Origin of the sequence: Novosphingobium kunmingense, assembly GCF_002813245.1 — a bacterium.
GTDB classification, from domain to species: Bacteria; Pseudomonadota; Alphaproteobacteria; order Sphingomonadales; family Sphingomonadaceae; genus Novosphingobium; species Novosphingobium kunmingense.
In genome coordinates this window covers 305,554-319,071 of record NZ_PHUF01000003.1, presented here as the reverse complement: position 1 = coordinate 319,071, position 13,518 = coordinate 305,554, and the positions used below count along the sequence as shown (strand labels likewise).

At 68.8% G+C, this 13,518-nt stretch carries 14 protein-coding genes; 5 read left to right on the top strand and 9 right to left on the bottom strand.

Annotated features, from left to right (window positions below):
* Positions 1-1,179: a copper resistance CopC family protein gene (locus B0I00_RS07595; RefSeq protein ID WP_157812498.1), complete on the top strand. Its 1,179-nt coding sequence runs from the start codon at positions 1-3 to the stop codon at positions 1,177-1,179.
* Here B0I00_RS07595 and B0I00_RS07590 read toward each other — a convergent pair.
* The 4 genes from B0I00_RS07590 to B0I00_RS07575 are packed head-to-tail and all read right to left on the bottom strand — an operon-like array spanning position 1,176 to position 5,650.
* Positions 1,176-2,300, bottom strand: a complete 1,125-nt coding sequence (locus B0I00_RS07590; protein ID WP_100866785.1) for a glycosyltransferase — start codon at positions 2,298-2,300, stop codon at positions 1,176-1,178. The genes B0I00_RS07595 and B0I00_RS07590 overlap by 4 nt on opposite strands.
* Positions 2,297-3,550 carry a glycosyltransferase gene (locus B0I00_RS07585; protein WP_100866784.1) on the bottom strand — a complete coding sequence of 418 codons (1,254 nt, stop codon included), beginning with the start codon at positions 3,548-3,550 and terminating at the stop codon, positions 2,297-2,299. Before B0I00_RS07585 ends, B0I00_RS07590 begins: the two co-directional genes overlap by 4 nt.
* Before the next feature lie 49 nt (positions 3,551-3,599).
* On the bottom strand, positions 3,600-5,228 hold the full coding sequence (locus B0I00_RS17165) for a glycosyl hydrolase family 28-related protein (RefSeq protein WP_198519170.1): 1,629 nt from the start codon (positions 5,226-5,228) through the stop codon (positions 3,600-3,602).
* Entirely contained in the window at positions 5,225-5,650 is a 426-nt protein-coding gene (locus B0I00_RS07575) for a hypothetical protein (protein ID WP_100866783.1), read from the bottom strand. The genes B0I00_RS17165 and B0I00_RS07575 overlap by 4 nt, the downstream gene beginning before the upstream one ends.
* Positions 5,651-5,780: 130 nt before the next feature.
* On the opposite strand from B0I00_RS07575, the gene B0I00_RS07570 reads away from it, so the two are divergent.
* Genes B0I00_RS07570 through B0I00_RS07560 form a run of 3 tightly spaced genes read left to right on the top strand, consistent with a single transcriptional unit; the run spans position 5,781 to position 8,655 of the window.
* Complete coding sequence (locus B0I00_RS07570; RefSeq protein ID WP_100866782.1) at positions 5,781-6,803, top strand: hypothetical protein; 1,023 nt, start codon at positions 5,781-5,783, stop codon at positions 6,801-6,803.
* Positions 6,800-7,639, top strand: a complete 840-nt coding sequence (locus tag B0I00_RS07565; protein ID WP_100866781.1) for a hypothetical protein — start codon at positions 6,800-6,802, stop codon at positions 7,637-7,639. Before B0I00_RS07570 ends, B0I00_RS07565 begins: the two co-directional genes overlap by 4 nt.
* A complete protein-coding gene (locus tag B0I00_RS07560) occupies positions 7,636-8,655 on the top strand; it encodes a hypothetical protein (RefSeq protein ID WP_100866780.1) in 1,020 nt (339 codons plus the stop codon). The genes B0I00_RS07565 and B0I00_RS07560 overlap by 4 nt, the downstream gene beginning before the upstream one ends.
* Here B0I00_RS07560 and B0I00_RS07555 read toward each other — a convergent pair.
* The 5 genes from B0I00_RS07555 to gluQRS form a co-directional block, all read right to left on the bottom strand.
* Positions 8,652-10,004 (bottom strand): lipopolysaccharide biosynthesis protein, encoded by a 1,353-nt coding sequence (locus tag B0I00_RS07555; protein WP_100866779.1) that lies wholly within the window; start codon positions 10,002-10,004, stop codon positions 8,652-8,654. The two genes, B0I00_RS07560 and B0I00_RS07555, sit on opposite strands and share 4 nt — an antisense overlap.
* A 184-nt stretch (positions 10,005-10,188) precedes the next feature.
* Entirely contained in the window at positions 10,189-11,058 is an 870-nt protein-coding gene (locus B0I00_RS07550) for a 3-hydroxybutyryl-CoA dehydrogenase (protein WP_100866778.1), read from the bottom strand.
* A gap of 59 nt (positions 11,059-11,117) precedes the next feature.
* On the bottom strand, positions 11,118-11,687 hold the full coding sequence (locus B0I00_RS07545) for a cob(I)yrinic acid a,c-diamide adenosyltransferase (RefSeq protein ID WP_100866777.1): 570 nt from the start codon (positions 11,685-11,687) through the stop codon (positions 11,118-11,120).
* A gap of 11 nt (positions 11,688-11,698) precedes the next feature.
* Complete coding sequence (locus B0I00_RS07540; RefSeq protein WP_100866776.1) at positions 11,699-11,929, bottom strand: twin transmembrane helix small protein; 231 nt, start codon at positions 11,927-11,929, stop codon at positions 11,699-11,701.
* Positions 11,926-12,786 carry a tRNA glutamyl-Q(34) synthetase GluQRS gene (gluQRS, locus tag B0I00_RS07535; RefSeq protein WP_232730160.1) on the bottom strand — a complete coding sequence of 287 codons (861 nt, stop codon included), beginning with the start codon at positions 12,784-12,786 and terminating at the stop codon, positions 11,926-11,928. Before gluQRS ends, B0I00_RS07540 begins: the two co-directional genes overlap by 4 nt.
* A gap of 117 nt (positions 12,787-12,903) precedes the next feature.
* Here gluQRS and B0I00_RS07530 point away from each other — a divergent pair, with 117 nt between their 5' ends.
* Positions 12,904-13,512: an HNH endonuclease gene (locus tag B0I00_RS07530; RefSeq protein WP_100866774.1), complete on the top strand. Its 609-nt coding sequence runs from the start codon at positions 12,904-12,906 to the stop codon at positions 13,510-13,512.
* The last annotated feature ends 6 nt before the right edge of the window (positions 13,513-13,518 follow it).

Sequence of the window (13,518 nt, the reverse complement as noted above, 5' to 3'; positions counted from 1 at the left end):
GTGTCGCGCAGGGTTGCCTCCGTCGCGGCGGTGGCGGCCTGTGCCATCTACGCGGCGCTGGCCCTGGCCAGCGGACTTGACCGGGCGGCCGAAACGCACCCCGACCTGGGCCAGATGGTGCCCGCTTTCCTGCAGTCCCAGACCCTGCGCAGCGCCGGTGCGGCAGCCCTGGCCTCTGGTGACAGTGCCGCTGCGCTGACCCTTGGCGAGCGCGCCGTGGACGACGCGCCGATCGATCCGCAAAGCACGGCCCTGCTGGGCGCCGCGCGACTGGCCCGCGGTGATGCGCCCACCGCCGATCGCGCCTTTCGCGTCGCGGCCCGGCTTGGCTGGCGGGTGCCATACACCCAGCTCTATGTCATGGGCCGCGCGCTCGAGGAAGGCGACCTGCGCATGGCCGCGCTGCGGCTCGATGCGCTGGTCAGGCAGAACCCTGCCCTCCTCGCCGATCGACGGCTGTTCGACCCGTTCGAGCGCAGCGCGGTCGGCCGGGTGGCGCTGGCCGAGCGGATGAGCCTGAAGGCCCCGTGGCTGCGGCGCTATGCGATGGACCTCGCCAGTCTTCCGCCTGACCGCCTTGCGCAGCGCGTCGCCGTCCTGTTCGCCGTGGCGCAGCGCGGCACGCAGATCGGCTGCCAGCCGGTCGGCGCGGCGGTATCCCGCCTGATCGCCGCGGGCCAACCGGCCGAGGCCGAGCAGCTTTGGCGCGCGCATTGTCCGGGCGCGGGCAAGGGTCTGCTCTACGACAGCGACTTTGCCGCCGCCAGGCTCGATCAGACCGAAAGCGAATTCGCCTGGTTCTTCATCGGCAACAGCCAGACCAGCGCGGTCCTCTCGCCGGCGAGCGATGGACCGGGCCAGACCCTTACGATCGACAGCACGGCGAGCCTGCCCGAGATGATCGTGCGCCAGCTCGTCTTCATCCCGCAGGGCAGCTATCGCCTGTCGTGGCAAGCCGTGTCCGGAGACGGTTCGCCCAGCGACCGGACCCTGGCCTTCTTCAGCTGTGCCAACGCCACCCGCGACTTCATCGAACCGGCGCTTGACCCGCGCTCCAGGCGCTGGTTCGTGACCGTGACGATGGACGGGGCCTGCCCGGCCCGGTGGATCGGCTTTGCCGCCCGCCCCGGCGCAAGCGGCGTGCGAATGGGGGCGGTGCGGCTCGAAGCCCTGCCCTAGCGCGGCTCGTCCAGTGCGGCGCCATAGGCGTCGGCCCAGCGCGCCGCGATCTCCGTTTCGGAAAACGGGCCGGTCGCCAGCGCCTGGGCTGCCCGGGCCATGGCGAGCCATCGCCCCGGCTCCAGCCCCAGTCCCTGTTCGAGCGCGCGGGCAATCGACGCGGGGTCGGTGCCGCAGGCCAGCGCGGCGCCGGCCTCGACCCCTTCGGGCAGGTGGCAGGCCGGCGTCAGGATCGCTGGCGTCCCGGCGGCCCAGCCTTCGATCGCCGCCATGGGCAGGCCCTCGCTGAACGAGGGTAGCACGGTGAAGCGCGCCCCGGCGAGAAGGCGGGCCTTGTCCTCGCCATAGACCGGCCTGATGAAATCGACGTCCGGCCCCGCTTCGGCGACGACAGCCTCGAGCGCGGCGACGTCAACCGGATCGCCCCAGCCGGCCAGGATGAGCCGTGCCCCAGCCGGCAGGCGGGCCTGGCGCCAAGCGGCCACCAGCGCGCCGAGGTTCTTCTTGGGGTGGATCCGCCCGATCGCGACAACATGCGGCAGCCGAGCCAGGCTTGGCGGCGGACCGGGCGGCGGGGCGGGATTGGCGATGACATGGACCGTGTCGCGGCCTGTCTCGCGCAGGATGTCCGCCGCTTCATCGCCGGTCAGCGCGTGGAACGCCGAGGCCGCGCGCCAGCTGGCATTTTCGTAGCCGCGGCGGGCCAGCGCCTTCTTCCAGCGCCCGCGCGAGGTTATCCAGGGATCGAGCATCCCATGCGGCGAAATCAAGTAGGGCCGCCCCGTCCGGCGCGCCCAGATCGCACCGGCCCGCGAGGGGTATTTCCAGATCCCGTGAAGGTGGAGCGCGTCGATCGGCGCATCGAGCAGCGCCGGGATCAGCCTTGGCGCAAAGCCGATCAGCTCAGGCCCGACGATGGGAAAGGTTTCGACCGCGACCGAGCCGAACCGAGGCCGGTCCGCGTCGCTGTACGCGTCGTGAAGGGCGAAGACGCGCGCGGTTCCGCCCAGCGCCTCGATCAGTTTCGCCTGGGCCAGCACTGCCTCGAACACGCCGCCGCCAAGCCGCGACGCCCAGGCCGAAAGCAAGCCGATCGTGCGGCCATGCAGCGGCCGTGTCATCGGGCGCTCGACGATTGCGCCGGGGGAAAGGCTGCGAGGACCCGGTCGACGCCCGCCCGTGCGGCGCTCGCCGTCGGATCGAGCAGCACTTCGACCGCATCGACCAGGCGGTCGCAGTCGCCCAGCCAGGCGAGATCGCGCGACGCAGTGGCCATGCGCCGCCACAGCGCCTCGTCGCCGGCCAGCGCGTGCATCGCAGCCGCGATGGCCTGGTGGTCGGCGGGATCGAACGAGAAGCCGTTCACGCCGTCACGAACCAGCAAGTCGCGCGCGCCGACGGGAAAGGACGCGAGGATGGGAAGCCCGACGGCTACGGCCTCGTTCACGACAAGCCCCCACTGCTCGACCGTGCTGGGCAGGATCAGGGCAAGCGCGCCGCCCATGGCCCGGCTGGTCCCCGCGCTGTCGAGAAAGCCCAGGAAGCGGATCTTGTCGCCAAGCCCCAATCGCTCGACCTTGGCCTTCAGTGCGGCATCGAGCGGGCCGGATCCGGCAAGATGGAGCGGCCGTGCGCCGGTGCCTGCCCGGGCGATATAGGCGGCGTAGGCGTCGATCAGGACGGGAATGTTCTTCTTTTCGACGAAGCGCCCGACGAACAGGAACGGTCGGTCGGCGAAAGCGGTGCCGTCCGGCGCCGGTTCGCATCCCGCTTCCAGCCGCACCCTTGCCACGCTGACCCCGTCATAGCCCGGCAGCACCGGGCGCCGGCGAAAGCCGAGGCCGCGCAGGTAATCGATCTGGCGCTGTCCGGCGACGATGGCGGCGCGATGCGGCCACAGGGCCGCGCGCTTGATCGCTTCGAACACGACGTTGCGGGGGCGGTCCTCGGCCTTGGAGTCGGTCATCAGCACGACCCTGACCCCGAGAAGGCGAAGGACCCAGGCCAGGATCACCGCATCGACGGTGCCGTATCCGAGCCCCAGAAAGACCGTTTCGCAGCGACGAAGCACCCGCGTCAACGCAACCAGACGGCTGATCTGCGGGATGTCCTCGAACCGGCGGCCCGGGAACAGGGTTACCTTCTCCGCCCCGCCGGCAATGGCACCCGATGGCTGCCAGGCATAGCTTGTCGAAGCGGACGCGACCTCAACCGCCAGCACGTCGCGGTGTCCGGAAAGACGACGGCCCAGCGCCTCGCAGCGATCGACGTGGTAGGCACCGAACTGCGCCCAGACCACCGCGATGACCGCCTTGTGGCGCGCGGCTCGGCTCGGGCCTGACGGGTCCGGGTGCTGGGGCAGGTGCGCCATGGCGCGAACGCATAACGCGCGCCATGGCGAACGCAACCCGGCCGAGGCGTCAGGCCCTGATCAGGCCGCCCGCAAACAGCGCGTCCTCGATCGCCTTGACGCGGCGGGCCGTATCGCGCGCCGCGTTGTCGAGGGCCTGGACCGTGGCCTGGACATAGGACGCGGTGTGGGTCGCACCGGCGTAGACCGCAAAGGCGGCCTTGCTGGCGGTGCCGGTCGATGCGGTCCACCCCGTATCCGCGGCGTGGAACGTGCTGGCCTGCATGATCCGCCACGATCCGCCGCCGATGCAGCGATAACGGATGCTGCCGCGGCAATTGGCGGGAAAGAAGAAATCCTGGCCGGACAGCGGATCGATGACCTGGACCACGAAGGCGCCGGGCGACGATGCCCGACGCACCACTTCGAATTCCATCCCGTCGTAGGCGACGCCGCTGCCGGGAAGGGTGACCGAACGCGCCGCGGTGACGGTTGCGGTGAAGCACTGGATCCGGTCCGACGCGGCGTTCAGCGTGACGGAGGCATCGCCGATCTCGGTCACCGCATCGCTCTGGCGCTTGTCGATATCCAGCCGCGGAAGCGGAGCGCCCGATCCGATGTAGGATCGCAGCTTGTCGGTGAACCGGCCCTGGAGCCGGACGTTGGCGACCAGGCTGATGGTATCGGCGCAATAGGCGATGGGCGTGCCGCCGGTCATGCTGTCGCTGCACCACAGCCCGGTTATGGCGAGTTGCGTCCCGGTGACGCCCTGGATGAAGCGCGGCGCGCCGCCGCTGCCGCTGAGGCCGTTGCACGAACAGTTGATGACCGTCGCCTGGCTCTGGACCAGCTTGATCAGCGGATCGGTGGACGACGCGCCCGCGCTGTAGTTTTCGACCTTGCATCCGATCAGCGAGACGAAGGCGCCGCTGATTTCGATCACCGGGATCGGCGCCGTGCCGCCAAGCAATTCGAGGCTGCGCAGCACGATGTTGTCGCCGTAGTATATCCTGACGCCCGCTTCGCTCGCGTTGGTCAGCGTCAGGGTGCTGTCCGCAACAGTGATTCGTGGCTGGCCGACGGCCGGAGTGGGCACGAAGCAGACCATGGCCCCGGACATTGTGCCCTGGTGCTGACAATGATCGACGGTCGCGCCCCACACGGCCGGACTGTTCGACGGGTCCGAAGCCACGCCGCGAAAGCCGTTGTGGAAGACGCAGTGGTGAACGTGCCAATCGAACAGGCCGCTCGATGTGGCGGCTCCGGTCCCCAGGAAGATCGCGACGGCCTGGGTGTTGCTGGCCGGTTGGTTGACCGCCCACTGAAAGGACAGGTGTCCGATTTCCCAGCTGTGGATCAGATCGGATTCGAGGCTGAAGATCCGCGTGTTCGACGTCGCCTGGCGGATGATCGTCCCGCGGCGCGACTGGCCGTAGATCCGCCACCCCGTCGCGAACGGAATGACCAGTTTGGCGGTAATCCTGTAGATCCCGTCGGGAAAGTACAGGGCCCCGCCATTGGGCGTCAGTTCGGCATTGATCGCTGCCTGAATGGCGGCGGTATCGTCCGCCACGCCATCACCCTTGGCCCCGAAGTCGAGCACCGAGACGGTTTCGCTCAGCTTGTCCTGGACTGTGCGGCCGGTGGAGGTCGAAGCGGCCTGTTTCGCGAGGCCGCGCGCGACGATGTCGGCGCTCATTGGGCGAACCGGTAGGTGCAGGTGCCCGAGTTCAGCGCCATGTCGAGATAAAGGCGCGCGGCGCCTTCGCTTTCGTCCCAGACCGGTTCGCAGCAATTGCCGGTGAATTGGCCCCACGGCTGCCCCCCAAGGGTGAGCGGGACCTTGGTGGCCCCGCCATCGGCCGAGCGCAGGACCTTGACCGCCCCGGTCCAGGTGCCGCCAAGGGACAGCATGACCGCGCGGCCAAGCGCCGGGGCGTAGGGACCGAAGATCCCGCTGGCCGCGGTCGACCCGGCCAGCGGCGTCGCAGCGGGGGCGCCGAAGGCAACCGGAAGCGGGCTGGCGGCGCTGACCAGTACCGCCGCGCCCTCGCCGTCGGCAAAGGCTGCGGCGTGGCTGGAAATGTAACTCGATGGAGTCTGAATGGGTGTCGACGGCATGGGCGCTCCTATCAATGGTACGACCATCAGATAACCAATATGGTTATTTGTAGGAAAGTTTTATTTCTAGGATGGTTATAGTAGGATCGACGCTGGCGCATCGTGTCGGCAGGCGGCTAAGGCAGCGGTCATGGTCGCGCAACCGCAACACGATCCGTCCGGCCCGCGCGTCTGCCTGTACGATTCGCACGATGGCAACGAAGGTCACCGGCTGGACTATTACGCGCTCTTTGCGCGGCTGCTCGGCGCGAAGCGGACCGGTTCCTGGTTCACGGCGGCGCTGACCCGAAGGCCGGTGCTGGTCGGCGCGCTCGAGGCGTCGATGCCGCGATACGTACTGTTGGCCCTGGCGCGCGCGGCCTTGGGCCGCCCGACCGCTGGGCTGCTGTTCCGTCCGTTGCCGGTGCTCGATCCAGACACGCCGAAACTGCGCCTGAAGCGGGCCATGCTGCGCCTGCTGCTGCGCGTTCCCGGGGTGACGACCTTCACGCTCCTGCCCTTCGCCCTAGAGCCGCGGTTTGCCGAGGTGGCGAAGGACTGGATCTGGGACCCACAGCTGTGGGACCTGCATTATCCCGAACCGCTTGCCGCCCACACCCAGGGCGGCCTTGCAGCAAGGATCCGCGCGGCAGCCGGCACGCGGCGGATCTGCTGCGCGATCGGACGCCAGGACGTGTCCAAGGGCTTCGACCAGTTTGCCCAGACCTATGTCGCGCGTGACGACTTGCACGGCGAGTGGCTGTTCGCCTTCGGCGGCGGCACCACGCCCGAGATCGCCGTAGAACAGGCGCAGTTCGAACGCGCAGGCGGCCTTGCAGAGCCGGTCTTCGTCGACGAGGTGGGCCTGCGCGATCTCTATGCCTGTGCCGATGCGGTGTGGTGCAGCTATGCCCCCGATTACGACCAGGCCTCCGGCATCTTCGGGAGGGCGGTCCAGCTCGGCGTGCCGGTTATCGTGCGGCGGGGCACTCTCATCGAACGGCATTGCCTCTCGGGCGGGCTCGTTCACCTTACCCACGACGGGAATCCGGCGAACCTGCCGCTCGGCTCGATCGGGCGGCGCCAGCCGCCCGACACGGCGGCAGCGACCGCCCGCAGCCAGGGCGCCGAAAGCGTGCGGCGGCTGATGGCCGCGCTGGGACTTGCCCCGTGACCAGCCTTCTCCTGATCGTGATCGTTGCGGTGGTGGCGGGGGAGATCGTGCTGCGCCGCGCCGGCTTCGACGCCTTTCCGCTGTACCGCCGCGATCCGGCCTGCGTCTATCGCATGGCGCCCGACCAGTCGGGCCTGTTCCGTGGGCGGATCGCCTGGCGCTACAACGGCGCAGGGATGCGCAGCGATGCTGACTATGTCGACCTGTCGGGGAGCACGGTCATCGCCGGCGACAGCGTCGTCGACGGCGGCCTGCAACTGTCCCAGGCCGATACCCTTGCCGAACGCCTTGCCGCGGCAACCGGGCAACCGGTGCGGCCGGTTGCGTGCCACGGCTGGGCGCTGGCCAACACTCTGGGAGCACTGGAAGCCTTGCCGGCGTGGCGCAAGGCAGACCATCTCATTCTGCTGCTCAACCCCGGCGACCTCGACACGATCGGCGAAGGGGAGAGCACCTTGTCCTTTCCGACGCAGAAGCCTGCCTTGCTTGCACCGTTCCTCGCCGCGCGCACGCTCTACCGCCGCTTCGGCGCCCGAACGGTCCGGCAGTCCGGCGTCACCCCCGACCAGCGCGAGGCCAACCGGACGCGCTTCGCCGCGCTGGGCGGATCCTTTGCCGGCACGGTCACCTTAGTCTGCCTGCCCTATCGCGGCGGCTGCGGGCGGGATGACCTGGTCGCTTATGCCCGCTCGCTCGGGCAGGACGACCGCTCGATCGGGATCGTCGACCTTGCCGCGGACCCGCGCTGGGGCGATGCCTGCTATGCCGACATCGTGCACCTCACTGCGGCCGGAACGTCCGTCCTTGCCGCGATCATCGCGGACGCGGTTCGATGACCGTCCCTCCGACCGATGCCGATCTGGTGCAGGCCGTCGCCGCGCGGCTTGACCGTCTGGTCGCCGAAGCCCCGCGCACCGTGGTGTTCCTCCCCTATCCCTGCGGCCTCGGCGGCCAGATCAGCGGGCGCGTCCACACCCTGCTGCTAGCGCTTGCGCTGGATCGGCGGCCCGTGTTTCTGCGCAGCGACGATCCGCCGTATGCGCAGACCTTTGCCGGCGAACCCGCTCCAGCCCCGGTCGGCACGGTCGTGCCGGCACGGCTCGATGCGGCGCAGGACGATTCGGTGGTGTGCTATGACGCCGCTCGCGCGCTTCCCTTCGACGATGCGCTGCTGCTGCCGCTGGTTTCGGCGAAACTCGCTGTCGCCGTGCCGGATCGGCTCGCACTGGAAGGCGCGGCGCTGGCCTGGCTTCGTCCGACCCTAGCCATGGCGACCTTTTGCGAGAGCGAGCGCGAGCGCCTTGGCGTTGGCGGCCATTGCCTCGGCGTGCACCTGCGCCGCGGCGACAAGGCGGTCGAGACCGCCTTCGTGCCGGCGGCCGAGCTGAACCGGCACATCGCCCGGATCCAAGAAGACTGGCCGTTCGAGGCGCTGTTCCTTGCCAGCGACAGTCCCGATGCGGCGGCAGAGATCGAATGCCCCCCTGGAGTCGCGCTGATCTTCGACCGCGACGAACAACGCTTCAACAACGCCAACCACAAGATGCTGGTCGATAATCCCGCCCTGGCGGAGCAGGAAACCCGCTCGGCCTACAAGAATATCGCGCTGCTTTCGGCCTGCGGCGGGATCGTCGGGCAGGACAACGCGCACTTTGCGACGCTGGCCGCCGGCGCGATCCGGGCGCGCGGCGTCCCGCCGAGCCGCATCGCACTGATCGACGGCCGCGTGGCAGAACGCGCGTCACCGGCGGTGTCAGCCTTGTTCGCGGTCAAGAAGCGGCTCCGCGCACTCGCCCGTCGCCTGCTGCCGCACTGGACGATGGAAGCGCGGATGAAGCGCCGCAAGGGCTAGCCGCTTCGACCGATCGCCCTGCGCGCGCGCAGCCAGGCCGCGCTCAGATCGGTGCGATGCGGCAGCGGGGGAAAGTCCAGCAGCCGCCAGGCCAGCCCCATCTGCACCAGCGCCGACACGGCATAGGCAAGGACCACCAGCCACAAGGCGCCCTGCCAGCCCAGCCCGACGCCGGCCAAGCCGCCAAGGCCAAGCTGCAGCGCGAGATTGGCGAGCGTCCCTGCGATGACAGGCGCCATGCGGTTCGCCGCCATCGACAGGAAGTAGCTTGGCACGGTCATGAAACCCAGCGCCAGCGACAGCCCGATTGCCCCTGCGACAAGCGCGCCCGGCCATTGTGACGCCTGCCCGGCTGTGACGAGGTCATAGGCGAGGAGCGCAGCCGGCGCGGCGGCCAGCACCGCAGCCGCACCGAACCAGGCGAGCAGCGACAGCACGGTGAAATCGGCGCGCGCCGCATCGCGCCCGGCCTGCCACGACCCGATCAACGCGACCCCGATCGGATAGGACGGCGCGGCGAGCAAGGTGCGAAACTGCATCAGGATGCGCCACAGCACCTCGTATAGACCCATCACGGCCAGCGATACGGTGCTGCCCAGCACCAGCTTGGTCACCGGCTCGACCAGAGTCGTAAGCAGGGTGGAGCCACTGACCTGCATGGCAAAACGGACGAACCCCCGCCGGTCGAGGCGGTCGGCATCCGCAACGGCCTGGGCCTTGCCGTCCCTTGCACCGAAAACGACTGCACCGAAAATGAGCGTTACCAGGACCAGCTGTGCGATCTGGGCGAGAACCATCCCGGCGATCCCGAAGGCCAGGATCAGGGGGCCGACCAGCACGAGCTGCACCACGGCAACGGCCGTTCCCGCCCCGTAGACCAGCCGGAAGCGTTGTCGACCCAGCAGTCCGGCCATCAGCGGGCTGAACAGCAGTTGCACTGCGGCTGCCGCAATCAGGAGCGGCATCAGGCGGCGAGCCTCACCAAGCAGTGACGGGTCGATCGTTCGCGCAAGCAGCGGCGGCGCGACGATCAGACAGATAGCAACGAGCACGGCGAAGGCCAGGGCGCTGATCGCCCAGGAAAGCCAGACGATCTCGCGCATATGCCGGGCCGCCTGGGCGCCCTGGTAGGCCCCGACATAGCGAGTCACGGCCCCTGACAAGCCAAGGTCGGCAAAACGCAGGGGAAACAGCGCGGCGCCCACCAGCGCGAGGAGGCCTAGCTGGCCCGCCCCGAGCCAGTTGGTGACCAGCACGAAGCTGACGAAGGACGGTGCCATGCTGGCCAGCGTGTTGACCAGCGCCCAGGCGCTGCTGGATACCGCCCTGCCTTTGCCCCCGCTGCTCACCGAGAGGCGATCTCAGGCCCGTAGCCGGACGGGCGCGGGACGCAGCCCATGGCGGCGCGGTGCGCCTGCTTCCGCCTCGTTCTGCCAGAAAGCCGGTGCCGCTCGGCGGGATACATGGCCGCTCCTCGGCCCCGGACTATAAGTACCCGCCGCATCGGCGCAAGGCTGGCCGGTGCGAGCCGGCTCACCTGGTCGGCACAGGCGCATCGCCCGAATAGTCGTAGAAGCCACGACCGGCCTTGCGACCCAGCCAGCCGGCTTCGACATATTTCACCAGCAAGGGCGCCGGGCGGTACTTGCTGTCGCCGGTCGTGCCGTAAAGCACGCGGACGATTTCGAGGCAGGTGTCGAGCCCGACGAAATCGGCCAGCTCGAGCGGGCCCATCGGGTGATTGAGGCCAAGGCGGCACCCCTTGTCGATATCGGCGATGCTGGCCGTGCCTGACCCCAGCACGAAGACCGCCTCGTTGATCATCGGCAGGAGGATGCGGTTGACGACGAAGCCCGGCTCGTCCTCGGCCTGGACCACTTGCTTGCCCAGTGCTTCGGCGAAGGCGCGGGTGCGGGCAATCGTTTCGGGGCTGGTGGCGAGGCCAGGGATCACCTCGATCAGGCCCATCACCGGGACCGGATTGAAGAAGTGAAGCCCGATGAACCGCGCCGGATCGGGCGTCCCGGCCGCCATGCGAGTGATCGGAATCGAGCTGGTGTTCGATGCCAGGATCGCATCGTCGCGCAGCACCTCGCCGGCGGCGGCAAAGATCTTTCTCTTGATCTCTTCGCGCTCGGTCGCCGCCTCGATGATCAGATCGGCTTCGGCCATGGGCGCATAGTCGGCCACAGGGGTGATGCGGGACAGTGCCGCTTCGGCCTGAGCCGGGGTGATCTTTTCGCGCGAGACGAGGCGGGCCAGGCCCTTGTCGATCCCCGCCTTCGCCTTTTCGGCGAGCGCAATGTCGATGTCCGCCAGAAGGACCTTCATGCCCGCCTGGGCGATCGCCTGACTGATGCCCGACCCCATCTGGCCGGCCCCGATCACCCCGACTGTGCGCATTCCCCGCTCCTTCGCATGTGCAGCAAAAGCGGCTGGTTAGCGGGGGGAAGTCGCCGTGGCTAGCGGTTTTGGCCCGGAACCCACAGCACATCGCCGCCGGCAGCCGCGTTCACCGCTCGGCACAGCACGAACAGATAGTCCGACAGGCGGTTGATATAGGCCAGTGCCGCGGGATTGACCGGAGCTTCGGCGGCCAGCGCGGTCATCGCCCGTTCGGCCCGGCGTACGGCGGCACGCGCCACGTGCAGGCGTGAAGCAGCCTCGCTCCCGCCGGGAAGAATGAAGCTGGTCAATGGCGGCAGGCTGTCATTGGCGGCATCGATCCGCGTCTCGATCCAGGTGGCCTGCCCCGCCACGATGCGCAGGACCATCTGCGACGGCGTGAAATCGTCGCCCGGGGTGGCGAGATCGGCGCCAAGGTCGAACAGGTCGTTCTGAACCCGGATCAGGTCGCTCGCGTGGTCGGCGCCCGCGAGGGCCACGATAGCGAGGCCCAGCGCGCTGTTCGCTTCGTCCACCGCGCCGATCGCCTCCATTCTCGCCGCATGCTTGGGGCAGCGCGACCCGTCGACCAGGCCGGTGGTGCCATCGTCACCCGTGCGGGTGTAGATCTTGTTCAGCTTGACCACGGGGGGACCGTTCAGCGGGTGGCGAACAGCAACAGCGCCACCACTATGATGGCCGCGCCCTGGAACAGCACGCGCTGCATCATGGCCTTGTTCTGGCGGATCTGGTTGGGCGTCGGACCATTGCCGGTGGCACTGTAGAGGTCTTCCTTGGTGCCTTGCATGAAGGCGACGATGCCCTTCACCAGGCTGTAGACGACCCCTGCCATGAGGGCGAGGAGAACGATGGTCAGAACGATGGTCATGCCGACTCTCTTAGGCCTGCGCCAAGCCAAATGCCAGCGGGGAAGCGCCCTTCGCGCAGCGCGACCGCCAGAGCCTTCCCATCCTCGGCATGGCGGCGGCGATCGGCCAGCGATGGCGAACCGCGCCGCTTGGCCAGCTTCCGCCCGTCGGCTTCAAGCAGCAGGTCGTGGTGATGCCAGGTCGGTACCGGCAGGTCCAGCAGGGCCTGGAGCAGGCGGTGGACATGCGTCGCCTCGAAAAGATCGCGCCCCCGGGTGACCAGGGTGACGCCGTCTGCCGCATCGTCGAGTGTGGCGGCGAGGTGATAGGAGGCGGGTGCCTCCTTGCGCAGCAGGACGATGTCGCCGAACAGCTCGGGCTGCGCGGGCTGTTCTCCGGCGCGTTCGTCGGTCCAGATGAGCGGTCCGACAAGCGCAGCAGCCCTTGTCATGTCGAGCCGCCAGGCCGCGCCCCGGGGATCGACGTCGCGCCCGCGGCAGGTGCCGGGATAGAGCGGACCATCGGGCCCCGTCGCGGTGGCGGCGGCCAGCACTTCGGCGCGGGTGCAGCGGCACGGATAGATGAGGCCCATCGCCTTCAGCCGCTCCGCCGCCACCGCATAGGAGGCCAGCCGCCGTGACTGAAACACAACCGGCCCGTCCCAGGCGAGACCCAGCCAGGCCAGGTCGGCCAGGATTTCAGGCACGAGTTCGGCGCGGCTCCGCCCGGCGTCGATGTCCTCGATCCGCAGCACGAACCGTCCGCCGCGCGAGCGGGCCAGATCGTGCGCGACGATGGCCGCAAAGGCATGGCCCAGGTGCAGCGGACCGTTGGGGCTGGGGGCAAAGCGGGTGGTCGGGCGTGGCGTGACGGTCACGGCGCGCTTGTCCTGTGGATTGTCACTGCGCGCAAGCCTTGACGGGGCGAGTCGGCTTATGTTCATTGCACCCATGTGTTGTAGCAGAACCGTCATTTCCGGTTGCTACCGGGAGCCATGCTCAAGTCGGAGCTGATCGAGCGCGCGGCCCGGTTCCGCAGCGCAGAGGGCGACCCCGCCCGGCATCTCCACGATTGCCCTGCCCTTGTCCTGAACGCGGACTATACCCCGCTCAGCTACTATCCGCTCAGCCTGTGGCCATGGCAGACCGCGATCAAGGCCGTGTTCCTCGAACGGGTCGACATCGTCGCCAGCTATGCCCGCGAAGTCCATTCGCCGAGCTGGACCATGCCGATACCCAGCGTGATCGCGCTGCGGCAATACGTGAAGCCCAGCGAGTTTCCCGCCTTCACCCGGTTCAACCTGTTCCTGCGCGACCGTTTCACCTGCCAGTATTGCGGCAGCCCCCACAACCTGACCTTCGACCACGTCGTTCCCCGCCGCCTTGGCGGACGGACCAGCTGGGAAAACGTTGCCACAGCCTGCGCGCCCTGCAACCTCAGGAAAGGCGGACGCACCCCGGCGCAGGCACACATGCCCCTGCTGGTCCCGCCGATCCGCCCGACCAGCTGGCAATTGCAGGAACGCGGCCGCGGTTTCCCGCCCAACTACCTGCACGAGACATGGCGCGACTGGCTGTACTGGGACATCGAACTGGAACAGTAGGCCAGG

What these genes read in the sequence shown, in the direction of transcription:
- B0I00_RS07550 (WP_100866778.1), bottom strand. Translation starts at nt 11,058, where the DNA reads ATGCGCACAGTCGGGGTGATCGGGGCCGGCCAGATGGGGTCGGGCATC.
- B0I00_RS07540 (WP_100866776.1), bottom strand. Translation starts at nt 11,929, where the DNA reads ATGACCATCGTTCTGACCATCGTTCTCCTCGCCCTCATGGCAGGGGTC.
- B0I00_RS17165 (WP_198519170.1), bottom strand. Translation starts at nt 5,228, where the DNA reads ATGAGCGCCGACATCGTCGCGCGCGGCCTCGCGAAACAGGCCGCTTCG.
- B0I00_RS07585 (WP_100866784.1), bottom strand. Translation starts at nt 3,550, where the DNA reads ATGGCGCACCTGCCCCAGCACCCGGACCCGTCAGGCCCGAGCCGAGCC.
- B0I00_RS07560 (WP_100866780.1), top strand. Translation starts at nt 7,636, where the DNA reads ATGACCGTCCCTCCGACCGATGCCGATCTGGTGCAGGCCGTCGCCGCG.
- B0I00_RS07575 (WP_100866783.1), bottom strand. Translation starts at nt 5,650, where the DNA reads ATGCCGTCGACACCCATTCAGACTCCATCGAGTTACATTTCCAGCCAC.
- B0I00_RS07530 (WP_100866774.1), top strand. Translation starts at nt 12,904, where the DNA reads ATGCTCAAGTCGGAGCTGATCGAGCGCGCGGCCCGGTTCCGCAGCGCA.
- B0I00_RS07590 (WP_100866785.1), bottom strand. Translation starts at nt 2,300, where the DNA reads ATGACACGGCCGCTGCATGGCCGCACGATCGGCTTGCTTTCGGCCTGG.
- B0I00_RS07570 (WP_100866782.1), top strand. Translation starts at nt 5,781, where the DNA reads ATGGTCGCGCAACCGCAACACGATCCGTCCGGCCCGCGCGTCTGCCTG.